This window comes from Clostridium sp. AM22-11AC (genome assembly GCF_003473545.1).
GTDB lineage: Bacteria > Bacillota > Clostridia > Lachnospirales > Lachnospiraceae > Enterocloster.
Map to the genome: position 1 here is coordinate 294386 of NZ_QUCM01000001.1, position 17462 is coordinate 311847.

General features: G+C 43.7%; 18 protein-coding genes. 5 read left to right on the forward strand and 13 right to left on the reverse strand.

Translation table 11 applies throughout. The features are described 5' to 3' along the window. Nucleotides 1-126: 126 nt before the first annotated feature. Nucleotides 127-3987 (reverse strand): DNA-directed RNA polymerase subunit beta, encoded by a 3861-nt coding sequence (locus DW251_RS01430; RefSeq protein ID WP_118300002.1) that lies wholly within the window; start codon nt 3985-3987, stop codon nt 127-129. Between the two features lie 293 nt (nt 3988-4280). Between DW251_RS01430 and DW251_RS01435 the strand changes: the two genes are divergently transcribed. Then, complete coding sequence (locus DW251_RS01435; protein WP_021869497.1) at nt 4281-4730, forward strand: hypothetical protein; 450 nt, start codon at nt 4281-4283, stop codon at nt 4728-4730. A 97-nt stretch (nt 4731-4827) separates the two neighbouring features. Here DW251_RS01435 and DW251_RS01440 read toward each other — a convergent pair whose 3' ends face one another. Together DW251_RS01440 and DW251_RS01445 are read right to left on the reverse strand one after the other, a co-directional pair. Further along, nucleotides 4828-5250, reverse strand: coding sequence for a DUF1934 domain-containing protein (locus DW251_RS01440; protein ID WP_118300003.1), 423 nt, complete (start codon nt 5248-5250; stop codon nt 4828-4830). Between the two features lie 36 nt (nt 5251-5286). After that, nucleotides 5287-6345 carry a D-alanine--D-alanine ligase family protein gene (locus DW251_RS01445; RefSeq protein ID WP_118300004.1) on the reverse strand — a complete coding sequence of 353 codons (1059 nt, stop codon included), beginning with the start codon at nt 6343-6345 and terminating at the stop codon, nt 5287-5289. A 145-nt stretch (nt 6346-6490) separates the two neighbouring features. Here DW251_RS01445 and DW251_RS01450 point away from each other — a divergent pair, with 145 nt between their 5' ends. After that, nucleotides 6491-7114 carry a stage II sporulation protein R gene (locus DW251_RS01450; RefSeq protein WP_021869500.1) on the forward strand — a complete coding sequence of 208 codons (624 nt, stop codon included), beginning with the start codon at nt 6491-6493 and terminating at the stop codon, nt 7112-7114. Nucleotides 7115-7116: 2 nt separating this feature from the next. Here the strand turns inward: DW251_RS01450 and DW251_RS01455 are convergent, their stop codons facing one another. The 3 genes from DW251_RS01455 to ispE form a co-directional block, all read right to left on the reverse strand. Then, entirely contained in the window at nt 7117-7344 is a 228-nt protein-coding gene (locus DW251_RS01455; protein WP_021869501.1) for a hypothetical protein, read from the reverse strand. Nucleotides 7345-7371: 27 nt separating this feature from the next. Continuing rightward, the gene (locus DW251_RS01460) at nt 7372-8079 is read right to left on the reverse strand and encodes a GntR family transcriptional regulator (RefSeq protein ID WP_021869502.1); all 708 of its coding nucleotides are present in this window, start codon (nt 8077-8079) and stop codon (nt 7372-7374) included. Nucleotides 8080-8152: 73 nt separating this feature from the next. Beyond that, nucleotides 8153-9049, reverse strand: a complete 897-nt coding sequence (gene ispE / locus DW251_RS01465; protein ID WP_118300005.1) for a 4-(cytidine 5'-diphospho)-2-C-methyl-D-erythritol kinase — start codon at nt 9047-9049, stop codon at nt 8153-8155. A gap of 324 nt (nt 9050-9373) precedes the next feature. On the opposite strand from ispE, the gene DW251_RS01470 reads away from it, so the two are divergent. Together DW251_RS01470 and DW251_RS01475 are read left to right on the forward strand one after the other, a co-directional pair. Beyond that, nucleotides 9374-10012, forward strand: coding sequence for a transposase (locus DW251_RS01470; RefSeq protein ID WP_279217496.1), 639 nt, complete (start codon nt 9374-9376; stop codon nt 10010-10012). Nucleotides 10013-10070: 58 nt separating this feature from the next. After that, the gene (locus DW251_RS01475; protein ID WP_118300007.1) at nt 10071-10256 is read left to right on the forward strand and encodes a hypothetical protein; all 186 of its coding nucleotides are present in this window, start codon (nt 10071-10073) and stop codon (nt 10254-10256) included. 135 nt (nt 10257-10391) lie between these two features. Here the strand turns inward: DW251_RS01475 and DW251_RS01480 are convergent, their stop codons facing one another. Continuing rightward, a complete protein-coding gene (locus DW251_RS01480; RefSeq protein WP_021869211.1) occupies nt 10392-11126 on the reverse strand; it encodes a YesL family protein in 735 nt (244 codons plus the stop codon). A gap of 422 nt (nt 11127-11548) precedes the next feature. Between DW251_RS01480 and DW251_RS01485 the strand changes: the two genes are divergently transcribed. Continuing rightward, nucleotides 11549-12232, forward strand: coding sequence for a hypothetical protein (locus DW251_RS01485; RefSeq protein ID WP_021869210.1), 684 nt, complete (start codon nt 11549-11551; stop codon nt 12230-12232). On the opposite strand, the gene DW251_RS01490 is transcribed toward DW251_RS01485, so the two are convergent. The 6 genes from DW251_RS01490 to buk all read right to left on the reverse strand — a co-directional run bounded on the left by DW251_RS01490 (nt 12165) and on the right by buk (nt 17389). Next, nucleotides 12165-12935: a GNAT family N-acetyltransferase gene (locus tag DW251_RS01490; protein WP_021869209.1), complete on the reverse strand. Its 771-nt coding sequence runs from the start codon at nt 12933-12935 to the stop codon at nt 12165-12167. The two genes, DW251_RS01485 and DW251_RS01490, sit on opposite strands and share 68 nt — an antisense overlap. Nucleotides 12936-13007: 72 nt before the next feature. Then, nucleotides 13008-13526, reverse strand: a complete 519-nt coding sequence (locus DW251_RS01495) for a peptidylprolyl isomerase (protein WP_021869208.1) — start codon at nt 13524-13526, stop codon at nt 13008-13010. Nucleotides 13527-14102: 576 nt separating this feature from the next. After that, on the reverse strand, nt 14103-14480 hold the full coding sequence (locus tag DW251_RS01505) for an acyl-CoA thioesterase (protein WP_118300009.1): 378 nt from the start codon (nt 14478-14480) through the stop codon (nt 14103-14105). Nucleotides 14481-14510: 30 nt separating this feature from the next. Further along, on the reverse strand, nt 14511-15599 hold the full coding sequence (locus DW251_RS01510; RefSeq protein WP_118300010.1) for an isocitrate/isopropylmalate family dehydrogenase: 1089 nt from the start codon (nt 15597-15599) through the stop codon (nt 14511-14513). 36 nt (nt 15600-15635) lie between these two features. After that, nucleotides 15636-16292 carry a DUF6198 family protein gene (locus DW251_RS01515; RefSeq protein ID WP_021869205.1) on the reverse strand — a complete coding sequence of 219 codons (657 nt, stop codon included), beginning with the start codon at nt 16290-16292 and terminating at the stop codon, nt 15636-15638. Next, nucleotides 16286-17389, reverse strand: a complete 1104-nt coding sequence (gene buk / locus DW251_RS01520; protein ID WP_118300011.1) for a butyrate kinase — start codon at nt 17387-17389, stop codon at nt 16286-16288. Before buk ends, DW251_RS01515 begins: the two co-directional genes overlap by 7 nt. Nucleotides 17390-17462 lie beyond the last annotated feature (73 nt).

Sequence of the window (17462 nt, forward strand, 5' to 3'; positions counted from 1 at the left end):
TCCGGAGTTCTGTGTGTCCAGGAGCGGATCTTTTCAGGGGAAGCCAGACCTATTTTAATGGCATCAAACGCCATTGGATGATAAGTTTCATTTGTTGTTTCCGGCATGAGCTTATACTCCCTTCTATTATTCGTTCTCACTGTCATCTGTATATGCGTCATACAGGTCATCTGTATAATCGTCGTTAGTTTCCTTGGAATCGGATTCTACATTCACAAGCTCATTGTTCTTGAATTCCTGCTCCTGATATCCGTAATTGGAGTAAGACTCTCTGTCATTGTAATGACGGTCGCCTTCCAGCATAGCACGCAGTTCTGTATCACCATAGTCGATGCTCTCTGTCATCTCTACTTCGGTACCATCTTCTCTCTGAACCTGAACATCCAGACCCAGGGACTGCATTTCCTTAAGAAGTACCTTGAAGGATTCCGGAACACCTGGCTCAGGGATATTTTCGCCCTTGATGATAGCCTCGTATGTCTTCACACGGCCAACCACATCATCAGACTTAACAGTCATGATCTCCTGCAGGGTGTAGGAAGCGCCATATGCCTCCAGAGCCCAAACCTCCATCTCTCCGAAACGCTGTCCGCCGAACTGGGCTTTACCACCCAGAGGCTGCTGTGTAACCAGGGAGTAAGGACCGGTAGAACGTGCATGGATCTTATCATCTACCAGATGATGCAGTTTCAGGTAATGCATGTGTCCGATAGTTACTGCGCCATCAAAGTATTCGCCGGTACGTCCATCACGGAGACGTACTTTACCGTCACGGCTGATCGGTACGCCTTCCCAAAGCTTTCTATGCTCTAAGTGAGTACCCAGATAATCCATTACCTCAGGTTTTAAGGTATCTTTATATTTAGCTTCAAATTCTTCCCATGGAGTATTTACATAGTCGTTTGCAAGCTCCAGAGTATCCTGGATATCATTCTCGTTTGCGCCATCGAAGATAGGAGTGGAAACATTAAATCCAAGTGCCTTAGCTGCAAGGCTTAAGTGGATTTCCAGCACCTGTCCGATGTTCATACGGGAAGGTACGCCCAGTGGGTTAAGCACGATGTCCAGAGGACGGCCGTTTGGAAGGAATGGCATATCTTCTACAGGAAGTACACGGGAAACGACACCCTTGTTACCATGACGTCCAGCCATCTTATCACCAACAGAGATCTTACGTTTCTGGGCGATATAGATACGGACAGTCTGGTTTACGCCTGGTGCAAGCTCGTCACCATTTTCTCTTGTAAATACCTTTGCGTCTACGATGATACCGTATGCACCATGAGGTACCTTTAAGGAGGTATCACGTACTTCTCTTGCCTTTTCACCGAAGATTGCTCTTAACAGTCTCTCTTCAGCAGTCAGCTCGGTCTCTCCCTTTGGAGTAACCTTACCTACCAGAATATCTCCGGCACGGACCTCTGCACCAATACGGATGATACCGCGTTCGTCCAGATCCTTTAATGCATCTTCACCAACACCAGGTACATCCCGGGTGATCTCTTCCGGTCCTAACTTGGTGTCACGGGCTTCTGCCTCATACTCTTCAATATGAACAGATGTATAAACATCATCCCGTACCAGACGCTCAGAAAGAAGAACCGCATCCTCGTAGTTGTAGCCTTCCCAGGTCATAAATCCGATCAACGGGTTCTTACCAAGAGCGATCTCACCATTGCAGGTAGAAGGACCATCTGCGATAACTTCACCAGCTTCTACGTGATCATTCTTATAAACAATCGGCTTCTGGTTGTAGCAGTTGCTCTGGTTGCTTCTCTTAAATTTAGTCAGATGGTATACATCACGGTTTCCATCGGAATCTCTCTTGATGATGATCTCATTGGAAGCGGAACGCTCAACTACACCTGCATTCTTTGCAACAACACAAACGCCGGAGTCAACAGCAGCCTTACCTTCAATACCGGTACCTACTACAGGAGCCTCTGTGCTTAACAGCGGCACTGCCTGACGCTGCATGTTGGATCCCATCAGAGCACGGTTCGCATCGTCATTCTGAAGGAATGGGATCATAGCAGTTGCAACAGAGAATACCATCTTAGGAGAAACGTCCATTAAGTCGATGGTGCTCTTTCTGAATTCGGAAGTCTCTGTACGGAAACGTCCGGATACGTTGTTATGGATGAAGCGGCCTTCTTCATCTAATGGTTCATTCGCCTGGGCTACGATGAAGTTGTCCTCTTCGTCTGCAGTCAGATATACTACTTCATCCGTAACCTTTGGATTAGCTGCGTCAGTCTTATCTACTACACGGTAAGGTGCTTCAATAAAGCCATACTGGTTTACTCTTGCATAGCTTGCAAGGGAGTTGATCAGACCGATGTTAGGACCTTCAGGAGTCTCGATCGGGCACATACGGCCATAATGTGTATAGTGTACATCTCGTACCTCGAATCCGGCACGGTCTCTTGACAGACCACCAGGACCTAAGGCAGATAAACGTCTCTTATGTGTAAGCTCGGACAGCGGGTTGTTCTGATCCATGAACTGGGACAGCTGGGAACTTCCAAAGAATTCCTTTACAGCAGCTGTAACAGGCTTGATATTGATCAGGGACTGTGGTGTAATGCCGTCTACATCCTGAGTTGTCATACGTTCTCTTACAACACGCTCCATACGGGATAAGCCGATACGGTACTGGTTCTGTAACAGCTCACCTACAGCACGGATACGACGGTTTCCTAAGTGGTCGATATCATCAGATGTACCAACCTGCTCTTCCAGATGCATGTTGTAGTTGATGGAAGCTAAGATATCTTCCTTTGTGATATGCTTCGGGATCAGGTCATGGATATTTCTTCTGATCTCTTCCTTAAGCAGTTCTTCATCATCACCTGCTTTTTCCAGGATTGGAGCAAGCGCAGGATAATATACTAATTCAGAAACGCCAACTTCTTCCGGATCAAAGGATACATAAGCACCAAGTTCAACCATCATATTGGAAAGAACTTTCTGCTTTCTGTTGATGCCTTCTACCCATACGAAAGGAACAGCGGAGTTCTGAACCTTCATAGCAGACTCTTTGTCTAACTTTGTACCAGCTTCTGCAATGATCTCACCTGTAGTGGTATCAACTACATCTTCTGCCAGTACCTGTCCATTCAGACGGAACTTAAAGGACAGCTTCTTGTTGAATTTATAACGTCCAACTTTTGCCAGGTCATATCTTCTGGGATCGAAGAACATGCTGTTAAGCAGGCTCTCTGCACTGTCTACAGACAGCGGCTCGCCTGGACGGATCTTCTTGTACAGCTCTAACAGACCATCCTGATAGTTATCAGATGTATCCTTTCCAAAGCTTGCAAGGAGCTTTGGCTCTTCGCCGAACAGATCTAAGATCTCTGCGTTGGTTCCGTAGCCTAAGGCACGGATCAGTACAGTAACCGGTACTTTACGGGTTCTGTCTACACGAACATAAAATACATCGTTGGAATCGGTTTCATATTCCAGCCATGCACCACGGTTCGGGATAACCGTACATGTAAACAGTTCCTTACCTACCTTGTCATGTCCGATCCCGTAGTAAATACCAGGGGAACGTACAAGCTGGCTGACGATAACACGTTCTGCACCGTTAATTACAAATGAACCGGTATCTGTCATCAGAGGCAGATCACCCATAAATATCTCATGTTCATTCATTTCATCTTTATCTTTATTGTACAGTCTGACCTTTACCTTAAGCGGTGCGGCGTAAGTAGCATCCCGTTCTTTACACTCTTCGATGGTATACTTGATATCATCTCTGCACAATGTAAAGTCAACGAATTCCAGACTTAAATGTCCTGCAAAATCCGCGATAGGAGAGATATCAGCAAACGCTTCCTTCAGTCCTTCATCTAAGAACCACTGGTAGGAGTCTTTCTGAATCTCGATCAGGTTAGGCATCTGAAGGACTTCCTTCTGCCTTGAATAGCTCATTCTTACGCTTTTCCCGGCCGGTACCGGACGTATTCTGCTTTTCTCCATTGACGTTTCACCCCTGTTTTCTTATTTGGTTGCAGCGGCTTTTTCGGGGATTTTTCTTTCTTTTTCTGCCCCTTTTTCCACTGCTGTCGTTCTCGGTAATCGGGCGTCAGCAAATGGGCGCAATAAGCCCAAGACGCCACAATAATGCACTCTCCATAATAACATATATTTGTCAAGGTGTCAAGAATTTTTTCTTGCTTTTTCTTACCACAAATGATATACTATATTAGAATGTCTTGGGGCATGTCTAATCAAGCCCACGGGAACTATACTACAGTTCGGAGGTATACCTTATGTTAAATACCGTTTTAAACATACTGCTGGTGATCCTCATCATTGCAGCTGTCATCCTGGCTATCCTGTATTTCCTTGGAAATAAGCTTCAGAAGCGCCAGTTAGAACAGCAGCAGATGTTAGATGCCGCAGCACAGACCGTATCTCTTCTTGTTATTGATAAGAAGAAACTGAAGCTGACTCAGGCAGGTCTTCCAAAAATGGTAGTTGACCAGACTCCAAAGTACATGCGCTGGACCAAGGTTCCGGTTGTGAAAGCAAAGATCGGACCAAAGATCGTTACACTGATCGCTGATGCAAGAGTGTTTGAATGCCTTCCTGTTAAAACAGAAGCTAAGGTAGTTTTAAGCGGTATCTACATCACCCAGATCAAGAGTGTCCGCGGAGGTTCCATTCCAACTCCGCCAAAGAAAAAGGGATTTTTCGCAAGATTCCGTAAAGATGCATAATATGGGGCGTAAAAAAACAGCCGGCTCCCGGATGGGAGCGGCTGTTTTTTGTTTTGATGAGGTGCATTTCCCTGCGGATGCGGGGCGCCCTCTCTTTCTACTGGCAGGACTGCACAGCTACTAAAATGCGGCAATCCGACATATGCTCATAATTAATATCCAGGGAATAATCCACATTCACCTTCAGGCTGTCTGCCTGCTCATCTACTGCAAAGTGATTGGCCTGTATCCCTACTACCATTTCACCTAAAGGGGTGCTGTAGCAGGAAATATTCTTCCGGTTCTTTTCAAACAGCATGTGGGTAGTGGCTGTTCCCTTTTTTGTAATATCCATAGAGGTTGGCGTGATCTTGATGATATTCTTTACCGGTTCTTTAAAACCTTCTAACAGTTCTTCGTAGAGAACGTAATGTTTCCCATTCTTCTGGTAGTAATCTCCCCGGACGATCATCTCCACATCATTGTCCTCTTCATCCATGGTATGGACACCGCGGATGGTGATCAGTACATCCTTTGTCATGTAACTCCTCTTTTCTTTTTACGTAAACCTGTGATCTTAGAAACGCTCTAAAGCATGGCTCATCAGCTTATCTACTAATTCCTCTTTGTTGACGCCTCTTGCCTCCCAAAGCATTGGATACATACTGATGGCTGTAAATCCAGGCATGGTATTGATCTCGTTAAATACAACCTCTCCGTCTTCCTTTACAAAGAAATCTACACGGGAAAGTCCGTATCCGTCTACTGCCTTGAAAATAGCAACTGCTGCTTTTCTTACTTCTTCTGTGGCATTTCCAGGAAGTTCTGGATCTGTTACCGTCTTGGACTCAGCATTGTAATATTTTGCGTCAAAATCATAAAAGTCTGCTGCTGCCAGGATCTCGCCTACACCGGAAGCCTTCACTTCTTCTTTTCCGCCGCCGAATACAGCACATTCGATCTCACGGCCAATAATAGTCTCTTCTACCAGGATCTTTCTGTCATGCTTTGCAGCCTCTTTTAAGCCGGCTTCCAGTTCTTCTCTGTTTTCTGCCTTGCTGACTCCCTTGGAGGAACCTGCGTTAGACGGCTTGATAAATACAGGGTATGCAAAATGTGCTTCAATACGTGCTGTTACAGCATCCATATCTGCTAACTGCTCGCTCATAACAGGCTCATAATCTGCCTGGCGGATGCCTAAGTTATTTACAATGATCTTTGTATACAGTTTATCCATGCCCACTGCAGATGCCAGTACACCGCAGCCTACATATGGGATCTTTGCCAGTTCTAAAAGACCCTGGATGGTTCCGTCTTCGCCGTGAAGTCCATGAAGTACCGGGAATACAAGGTCCAATTTTACTTCTGTTACTTTATCTCCATCCATAAGGATCGCACATTTCTTTGTAGCATCTGGTAAGATAGCTGCGGAAACTTTTCCATTTCTCCACTCACCGCTTCTGATCTCTTCTACAGACTCTGTCTTGATCCAGTGTCCGTCTAATGTAATACCAATAAGAAGCAGGTCATATTTTTCTTTGTTGATGCGGTCGATCACATTGGCTGCAGACATGCAGGATACTTCATGTTCTGATGACTGTCCGCCGAAAATGACTGCTGCTGTTTTTCTTTCCATTTTTATATCTCCTCACTTATCCCTTTTCCAGAAATCTTTAAAATCTTTCTTTTCTTAGATTTTACCGTTTACAGTATAGCATATGTGGCAATAAATACAAATAGAAAATATGTTCTCTCAAAATCCAGAAAGGAAGTTTTAGTCCATGAAATCTGTATCTTATCGCCACAAATGGCTTATTTGTTCTCTTGCCTGCTTTTTTACTGCTTTTCTCATTGCAGTTTCTGCCAACACCTGCAAACAGGAGGCAGATGCCAGCCGTATAGCCCCTTATGTGCTGCGTTTTCACATTTTAGCGGAAAGCAACTCAAAAACGGACCAGGAATTAAAATTAAAAGTCCGGGACCAGGTTCTTTCCTATATCCGTGAAAATGCCCCGGATCATGCCGGAAAAGAAGAGCTGGCTTCCTGGCTTCTTTCTCATAAAGAAGAGGTCGTTTTTAAGGCAGAACAGCCCCTGGCAGACTCCGGCTGTGAAGCGGATGTGGATCTTAATCTGAGCCATGACCATTTTCCAGCAAGGACCTATGGAAATGCCTTCTTTCCCTGCGGTTACTATGACGCTGCACGGATCACTATAGGCAAAGGAAAAGGACGCAACTGGTGGTGCGTCCTCTATCCCGGTCTTTGCTTTACAAATTCTTATCATACAGATATAGATGAAACAGCTTCTGAAAGCTATTCCCTGGTCTTTGAAACTGCTCCAAGGCCGGAACTGCACCTTGGACTTTTAGATGCTGCAAAACAGCTTTTTAAGCAGAAGGCTTAATTTCAGGCTTTCTGCTTATCCAACATCTCCTGAAGAGCTTCGTCGCTTTCATCGATCCATACGTCCTCTTCATCTGCATTTAACCCCAGATAAACAGCCAGTGTACGCTCATCATCGCTGTTGTTCCAGCGGCTGATATAGCGGTCGATCTCTTCAAATTCGATCTCTCCTGCAAGATAGCGCTCTTTGAAGGTCTTTTCTGTCTTATCTTCTACTTTATTTTCTTCCATTTATCTTCTCCTCCAATGCCATTTCCGCTATCTTCTTCCACGACCGCGGACAGGCATGATATCTTCCTGCTCCTTGATATTCTTGGAAACAGTGATCTCCTGATTATCAATGTGTTCTCTTGCTGCATTCTTTGCCTCTGCAATATTGTGGGCTTTGATCGCAGCCAGGATATGTTCATGCTCTACTATCAGGATCTGGCGTTTGTCCTCGTCCTTGATATATTCCAGACGATAGCGGTACATCTGCTCTCTTAAATTATTTAAGATCTGTACCAGTTTATCATTTCCGGTTCCCAGATAGATCACATCATGGAATGCCTCGTCTGTCTCTGCAATGTTCATGGCATTTCCCTTATTAATGGCATTCTTAAAGTCGTTCTGGCGTTCCCCTAACTGTTCGATCTCTTCATCGGTCATTCTCTGGCAAGCCAGTTCAATAGCCAGTTCTTCCAGGGAACGGCGAACTTCCAGCACATCCCTAAGGCTCTTTTCAGAGATTTTTGCAACCTCAGCGCCTTTTCTTGGGATCATAAGTACAAGACCTTCCAGTTCCAGTTTACGAATGGCTTCACGGATCGGTGTACGGCTTACACCTAATTTTTCTGCCAGCTGGATCTCCATCAGTCTTTCCCCCGGAGCCAGTTCTCCTTTTAAAATAGCCTGACGCAGTGTATTAAATACAACATCGCGAAGAGGCAGATATTCGTTCATATTGACTTTAAAATTATTTTCCATCTCAAGACCATTCCTTTCTGTGTTTTATCTATGTCTGTTTGTCTATATTTTTATGTTTACGATCTGCTTGTTTCTATCTGCTCCGCTTTACATGAAAGAAGTTGGTCAGATATACCTGCTTTGCCAGTTTGGAAGCATCACCATAGCGAAGCTTTTCGTAGGCATTCTGTGCTGCCTGTGGATTGGTAAACAGACCAAATACAGTTGGACCGCTTCCGCTCATCATGGCATTAACAGCCCCTTCTTCTTTCATCACCTGCTCGATCTCACCGATCACCGGATATTTACCGGCTGTTACCAGTTCCAGCACATTTCCGAATTTTCCGGCTATCTCATGGATATTCTGGCGGTTGATCGCTTCAATCATGCCGTCAATATCCGGATGATCTTCCTGCTTTAGCTCCATGGCATCCAGGCTCTCATAAACCACTTTTGTAGAAACGCTGATCCCCGGTTTTGCGATCAATACCTGACACTGGGGGATCTGAGGCAACGGAGTTAATTCTTCCCCAATTCCTTCGGAAAGAGCGGTTCCACGCATCAGGCAGTATGGGATATCTGCTCCCAGCTTTACGCCACGTTCCATCAGTTCTTTTATACTTAAGCCCAGGCCAAACATTTTATTGACTCCAAAAAGGACTGCAGCTGCATCGGTACTGCCTCCGGCCATTCCAGCTGATACAGGAATGAACTTTTTCAGTTTTATGGAAACACCTTCTTTTACACCAAACTCTTCCATTAAAAGAGCGGCTGCCCGGTAAGCCAGATTTTGTTCATTATTTGGAAGGTAAAACAGGTTGGTCTCCAGACGGATACCAGGCTCCTTTGTCCTGTAAAGTTCGATCCGGTCATGAAGTCCTACAGTCTGCATGATCATGCGGACATCATGATACCCGTTGTCCCTTCTCCCCAGTACGTCCAGCGCCAGATTTATCTTTCCATATGCCTTCAGGCGTAAATGTGTGATCATAGCTGCTATCCCCTTTTTTCTCAATTCCGTTAATTCCACTGATACCAACGGATTGCTCCGCACTTTGTGTTCTCGCAATCCTAAAACATTCGTAATCCACTCATTTTTCTTCAAAAAATGGTGACATGTCATAATACATAATATTGTATACATTAATTTGTCTCATTTTTCAAGAGTGAAAACATTAAAAAAATATTAAAAAAATTAAGCTGAAGATCACCTGCTGTACCGTGCCGGATACTGGATCTTTTCCTTCGCATACTCAAAGGGCCAGACTGTTTTATATCCCCCATTCTTTCGGAAGGCGGTTTTTCTGACAATGCTATTTGGCGGCCGGTAAAACATTTCAATTACACTTATCTACGCAATGCTTTTCAAACCGCTTTACTCAATGAAATGGAACAGCACATCGGACCTTCCTTCAAAAAGATTAAAGCTTATATCTATCACAAGGACAAAAACGGCTTTTATGTCTATGCCAAGCCTAATCTCTGCGACCCTAATACTGTCATTAAATACATTGGCCGCTATCTTGGCCGTCCGGTTATTGCCTTAAAACGGATTGATTCTTACGATGGTAAAAATGTTACTTTTCACTATAATCGTCACGAAGATAATACTTATGTTAAACGTACGATTCCGGCAATCGAGTTTATTAAACTTCTTATCCAACATATACCGGAAAAACATTTTAAAATGATCCGCTACTATGGTCTCTATGCGAGGCACCGTGAAATTGACACTAAACTTTATCGTGCTATTCACAAATCGAAACACCGCTTCATAAAAAGTTTTACGAAATGGAGACAGGACATTCTTTTATCTTTTGGATATGATCCTTTATTCTGTCCTCACTGCAAGAAGGAAATGGCGCTGGTAGAAGTCTACTATCGTCACAAACGGGTTTCTCTACAAGAACTTTATGAAAGAACAATGGCTAAAGTCAAATGCCGCTCTGCTTGATTTTTCTTCCTGTCTGTATCATACTAAACTCATCAACAGACAGGAAGGAATTTAAACTATGGATGCAAAGCTTATAGAGAAACTTAGGCAAAAATACACCAAGAATCCTCCAGAGGGAATGACACCCAGCCTGGTCAAAAACATGACAGACTCTGACCTTTTGGATATGCACTATTTTCTTACCGAAGATGACGATCTTGATGACGATGAATTTGAAGAAGGCTTTTACATTGACTTCTTTTAATCTATCGTCTGTTTGCCATGCCCGCCTTTGTTCGGGCTCTTTTTATCAAGAGTTCGACGGAAGTCGAACTTTCCTATTGTAAAAAAAAGAGGACTGTTTAAGCCCTCTTTGATGTGTATATTCGTATGATCTGTTTTATTTTCCTTTTAAGCTCTGGATCGCATCCTCGATCTCCTGATTGTTTTCATCCAGTAAAGGTGAAATTCCATTTGAATGTTCCTGATCCTCTTCCTTTGGAATATACTTTTTAAAGATCTCTGTAAAAAAGTAGGAATTGATAAAAGCAATCAGCGGAAATCCGAATAAAAGCAGGAGCATCGATACCTGTGGTACCATATACAGAGCAACATAAACTCCTGCTACTACAAGACCATCAATGATCAGCATGGAAATGGTCTGGAGCAGATGACGCACAGACATGAAAAATGCATTAAATAATGTACGTTTCACTGTGTTATAAAATCTTGCCTGTAATGGAAAAATATAAGTAGTAACAAACAGCAAGATCAATGTCATAGCACCAAATACAGCTGACATCACTGTTTTTACAACCGTTGATACAGTTACCACTCCTGACATAAGAAACCACAGATCAAATCCCAGCAATCCGCCAGCTACAAGGATCATCAGCCAGATCGCTGTTGCCTGCTTAAAGTTCTGGGTAAAGGAATGGAAAAATGACTTGATGGTAGAACCATCATCGTCACGTACCAGTTTTAAGGTAACATAATATACCGCTGTAGTAGCTGCTCCTGCTGTAAATACAGGGATGCAGCAGATCACCCACAAAAGATTTAAAAGTACCAGATCTCCCAGTTTTCCTATAAAACGCCACACCGGGTTATCATAATTAAAAAGACCCTGAAACATATTTTATCCTCTTCTTTCCTGCTTACGCAGCCGCTTATTTTCCACTGCGCTCATTTCTATATACTCAGGTCCACGCACTGACGTGCTCTACTGCCTGCTTCGCAGGCGGAACCTTCGTTAATGGCTTGTGTAAAATAAATGTCTGCTTACGCAGCCGCTTATTTTCCACTGCGCTCATTTCTATATACTCAGGTCCACGCACTGACGTGCTCTACTGCCTGCTTCGCAGGCGGAACCTTCGTTAATGGCTTGTGTAAAATAAATGTCTGCTTACGCAGCCGCTTATTTTCCACTGCGCTCATTACATTGTATCATATTAAGTGTAAAAATGGAACGAGTAGTTGCGGGTATCTGCATTTTCAGCTATACTGTAGTGTAATGAGCGCAGAAAAATCCAGACGTCAACCTGAAAGGAATACATCATGGAACTGAAAAAAGACATAAAAAGTGAACTTGAGAAAATAAAACAAATGTCCGGGAAAGACCGGATCTGGTATATTTATGAATATTATAAATTTCATATTGTAGCTGTCATTCTGGCATTTACCCTTTTATGGGTAGTAGGAAGCAGCCTGTATCGCCAGACCTTTACCACACGGCTTACTTTCGCCATTGTCAATGACCGTTCCGGCGGTGAGTCATCTATGGATGAATTTGAAAACAGCTTAAAAGAAGCTCTTGGTTTTGGTAAGAAGGATCTGATCGAGATCAATTCCGGACTGTTTATCAATGCTGATGGCTCCCAGTCTTCCGAATATTCCTATGCAAGTATGGCAAAGATTGCTGCTTTAGCAGCCGGAGGAGACCTGGATATTATCATCGCTGATGCAAAGACACTGGAACATTATGAGTCCCAGGGCGCATTTTTAGATCTGAAGGAATTCCTGCCCCAGGATCTGTTAGAACGTGCCGAAAAAGAAGACCTTTTCTTCTATACAGACAATGAAAAAGGGCAGTCAACTGCTGCCGCTATTTCACTGGAACCTACTGCATTTTCCGATATGACCGGTGTCTCGATCCAGCCGCCCTATCTGGCAGTTATTGCATCTTCTCAGCATACAGAAGATACGCTCCGGGCCATCCAGTGGCTGTTTGATCAGAAATAACTTTTACTACTTCCATTCCAAGGCTTTCTGCCAGTGCGCAGGAGGCCTTGTTTTTTGCTTCAATCCAGGCGCAGAGTCTGGCAGAAAGGACTTCGTGGGAATAAGAAAGAATGGCTTTAGCTGCTTCTGTTGCATAGCCATTTTTCCTGTAAGGTTTAAAAATATGGTATCCCAGTTCCAGCCAGCAAAGGTCGTCTGGAAGAGTGGGTAGCGCCTGCAAAGCAGTTTCCGGAAGATTGGGGTTACTGACGCCGGCCATGCCGATGAGAAGCGACGGACTTTTCTTTAACACAGCCCAGGTCCCATATTCATAAAAACCATACTGGTTCTTTATATATACTTCTAATTTGTCCGGATCACGGAATATCTCTTCTTCCTTACCATATTCTTCTTCTGGTATGTTCTCTGCATCCTCTTTTACAAATTCACGGATGTACAGTCGCTCTGTCTCGTCAATAAGCCACGGAAGTCCCAGATACCGGCGCAGGATCAGTTCTAAAAGTTCTTCTGTCACATATTCCATTGAGGGAACTACATAAGGGATCCCCTGAAAATCTCTGCTCGCTCCCTCCCCATTTCCCGTATCCAGACAACCTAAAACAGCCCTTCCGGAAGCTTTTGCCTCCAAAAGGGCCTGTGGTTCGTCAGATATGAGAAGCGTATATTCTTTTCCTTCTATTGAAAGAGTCCGCTCCTGCTTCATATTGTTCTGTCTCCTGTAAGAACCGTTTTTTACTATTTACTGCTGTTTTTCCGTTATATCACCGGCAATCTATCAGTATTTTTCTGGCTCTGGGTATTCTACACCAAAAGTATCTACTGTCATAGATTTGATCTTCTGTGTCTTTAATGGACGGTCAGAATAATCGGTGCGCTCTTCTGCGATCTTATTTACAACATCCATTCCCTCTGTAACCTTGCCAAATGCTGCATAAGCGCCGTCCAGATGAGGAGCATCTTTGTGCATGATAAAGAACTGGGAGCCAGCAGAGTTAGGCATCATGGATCTTGCCATGGATAAAACTCCCTCGGTGTGCTTTAAATCATTCTTAAAACCATTCTGGCTGAACTCACCCTTAATACTGTAACCTGGGCCACCCATACCAGTTCCCTGAGGGCAACCGCCCTGGATCATAAATCCACGGATGACTCTGTGGAAGATCAGGCCATCATAATAACCTTTCTTTACCAGGCTGATAAAGTTATTTACTGTGTTTGGTGCTACTTCCGGATATAATTCTGCTTTCATCACATCACCATTTTCCATGATGATAGTAACAACTGGATTTGCCATTGTTTTTCTTCTCCTTTATGCTTCAGAATTGGCCTGTGGGGTGCAGGCTCTTTTTGTTTAATATAGCAGATTGTAGGCGGGTTGTCCAGTGAAGTGGAAACCACTTATACGCTCTAATAATTCGTTATAATTAAATGTTCTGCCTTACGATCATTTCTATTCATAAAACTTACCATATATTTTTTATCAAAACTTGTTATATTGAAATTATCTTTATATAATTCATAGATAAAATCCGTATTTTTAATAATCAGTAATATTTTGGCGGGCGTCCGCTTTAAACATTCACACAGACGTTTTTGCTCCTCATGTCCAAACTCATTCTGTGCATAAGTAGAAAAGTCTGTATCATAAGGCGGATCTAAGAAACAAATATTTTTAAAGCAGCTATTTTTGAGTATCTTTAGTTTACACGACTTCATCATCATCGTCAATCATTTCACTTTCGTCACTTAGAATCAATTTGACTAAATTAAATTGTTATTCAAAAGCCAAAAAGGATGTCACTCCTTGCGAAGCAACATCCAGTCCCATTTATTTCATCCCTATTTACTTAAATAATCTCTCGAACCTGACCTACAATGTACGCCCAACTTTATGAGGCTTACCATTTTCATCTACAGCTACAAAGGTAAAGAATGCTTCTGCTGTCTGGACCTGTTCTTCTTCCGGGTCCTGATCCATCATAACTGTGATCTTGATCTTCATGGAAGTGTTTCCTACATGGACAACTTCTGCATTGATATCAATAAAGCTTCCCTGAGGCATAGGACGCATAAAACGAATGCTTTCAATCCCTACTGTCATAACTTCCGAATGTGCAAAGCGCTTTGCTGCAATTCCGGATACTTCGTCCATCCAGTCAAGCAGTCTTCCTCCATAAAGATTTCCTGCATCATTGGTTGAAGCCGGCATTACGATCCGTGACATTTTTGTAACTGGTAATTCCATCATATTTTCTCCTTTATTATGAAATATACTTCTTTAGGAAACTGCCTCGATCTCATCTGCGATCCGTTTTCCCATCTCTTTTGTTCCTACCAGGATCTTTCCTTTATGCCAGATATCTGCAGTTGCAATATTGGCCGCTAAAACCTGGCGGATGGCTTCTTCTATGGCTCCGGCCTCTGCCTCTAAGCCAAAGGAAAGGCGCAGCATCTGGGCTGCAGCCGCAATCATGCCAATGGGATTGACCATATCTTTTCCGATCACAGACTCATCTGGATAATGAAGCTGGTTCGGTGTGTAAATCCCCTGCTCTGTATTACTTAATTCCGCAGAGGGATAAAGATAGGGCGTTCCGGTCAGTTCTGTTCCTTCATCAGATATTATATCACCAAACAGATTGGAGGTAACAAAAACGTCAAACCGACCTGGATTTCGGATCAGCTCCATGGCTGCATTATCAATATATAAATGTTCCAGTTCCACATCTGGAAAATCCTCGGAAACCTGCTGTACAGTCTGACGCCAGAGACGGGAACTGCCAAGAACATTTGACTTGTCCAGATTGGTAACTTTGTTCTTTCGGCTTTTTGCCAGTTTAAAGGCAGTATAGGCAGTCTTCCTTACAATTGTTTCATTATAATACTCATATTCATAAGCTTCCCGACCGCCGTCCCCATTTCCCTGGACTTTGGCAGAGCAGAAAACTCCCCCTGCAATATCACGGACAAAAGCAACATCCATTCCCTGCTCCAGACGTTCTGCTTTTAAGGGAGAAAAACATTTTAAAGAAGGATACATACGCACAGGACGGATATTGGTACTTACCTGCAGTACCTTTCTCAGTATCATAAGAGCGCCTTCCGGACGCTTATCCAACGGCCAGTCCTGGTATTTTTTCAGACCTGAATTTCCAAATAAGACAGCCGGAACCTGGGTACAGATTTTTAAACTTTCCTGTGGAAGAGGTTCTTTTCCTGCTTCAATGGCCTGAGAGCAGGCTAAAACAGGATACAGCTTTAAATGATGGCCGAACCGGCGGCAGACTGCCTGAAGCACCCGTACTGCCTCTTCCATCATCTCCGGTCCTACACCATCTCCCTGTATTACTGCTGCTTCCAGTTTCATATTGCATCACACCTTCTCTCTTCATTCTTTTCCATATCAACGACTTCCTTTTATCCCACAGATCTTCTCTACTGCCGGTTTTAACACCTTCTGCATCGGCTTCATCAGCTTTCCTACCAGCAATGCGCATATCACGGTTCCTTCCCGGATGCCATCCAGTTTTCCAAGAAATACAAAAGAAAGGACAATACCGATCACAACGGTCAGACAATCCATGATGACCTTAATATCATGAAAAGGCTTGTCCGGGAAGAATACACGGTTTACTGCATGGGTCATTCCTTCCATAGGCATATTTACCAGCTGCACATCCATATACAGGCATACGCCTATTGCTACAAAAACGATACTGATCGCCAGCATAACCAGCTGCCCCGGATAGGTGGGAATGGCAAAATCTCCCACCACTTTCTTTGCAACATCTACAAAACGGCCAAAAATCGTGGAAAATATCAGCTGCGTCAAATCTATGGGACGGAATTTTTTTCTTAACAATAATATCTGCACCAGAATATAAAAAGCAAAAATGCCGATCACGCAGTTTCCAAGATCCAGTCCTGTAATGCGGCTGATCACATAGGGAAGGGAGTTTACCGGTGAAACTCCCAGAGAAGAATTAACAGAAAATGCCACTCCAAAGGCCATGAATAAAAGTCCGGTCACATAGATCAGGGCCTTTTTTACCATCAGCATGTAAATCCACTCCATACTGGAATACCTGTATAAGTCTTCGCCTCTTCTTCCCCGCTTAATACACGGATCGCACCTGCTGCCAGTGCTTCCATTTCAAACTCGCCTGCCATAACAGTGATCGGCGCAATAAAGGAAAGCATTTCTGTCAGTTTTTCTACTACATACTTGTCATGGGAGATGCCGCCTGTTAATACGATCCCGTCCACCTTTCCATGAAGGACTGCTGCCATAGAACCTGCTGTCTTTCCGATCTCATAGATCATGGAATCGTAAATTAATTTCGCATACTTATTCCCATTTTCGATCATGGCAGTTACTTCTCTTGCATCAGAAGTTCCCAGGTGATCTACCAGGCCACCGGTCTTTGTGATCTTCTCACGCATCTCTTTTTCTGTATATTTACCGGAATAGCACATGGTCACAACATCCTTTACAGGAAGCTGGCCACAGCGGGTTGGTGCCATTGGGCCGTCACCATTTGCAATATCATTGGAATCAACCATTTTTCCCATTCTGTGGGCAGTAACGGAAATACCGCCGCCAATGTGGCAGATGATCAGGTTCATGTCCTCATATTTCTTGCCCTGCTTTGCTGCAAAACGGATGCCGATCTCCTTCTGGTTTAATGCATGGATACGGCTCTCTCTGTATACACCCTTTAAGCCGGTTACACGGGCTACATCCTGGAACTCATCTACATCTGGTGGATTTACTACAAATGCAACTCCGCCGAATTCTTTGGAAAATGCATCTGCCAGCTGTGCGCCTAAGGTTGCCGGATGCTTTACGGTATAGCAGGTTCTTGCATGCTCAAGAAGTTTGTCACCAATAGTGAAAACGCCGCCTTCTACATTTACCAGGCCGCCGCCTCTTGCGGAAAATGCATCTACGCCTTCTAAGGTTTGTCCTTCTTCTTTCAGGACATTTAAGATCATTTCCTTTCTGTATGGAAGCTGGTCGCTGATCTCCTTGAACTCTTTTAATTTTTCTGCATCATGGCTGATATTTCTGGAAAAAATTTCCTTTTCTCCTTCAAACATGGCGATCTTTGTGGAAGTAGAACCGGGGTTGATAGCAAATACTTTATAGTTTTTCATAATGATTTTCTCCTATTTTCTAAAAGAGGCACGCTGACATAGCGCCAACGTGCCTGATTTTGTGTTGTAATGT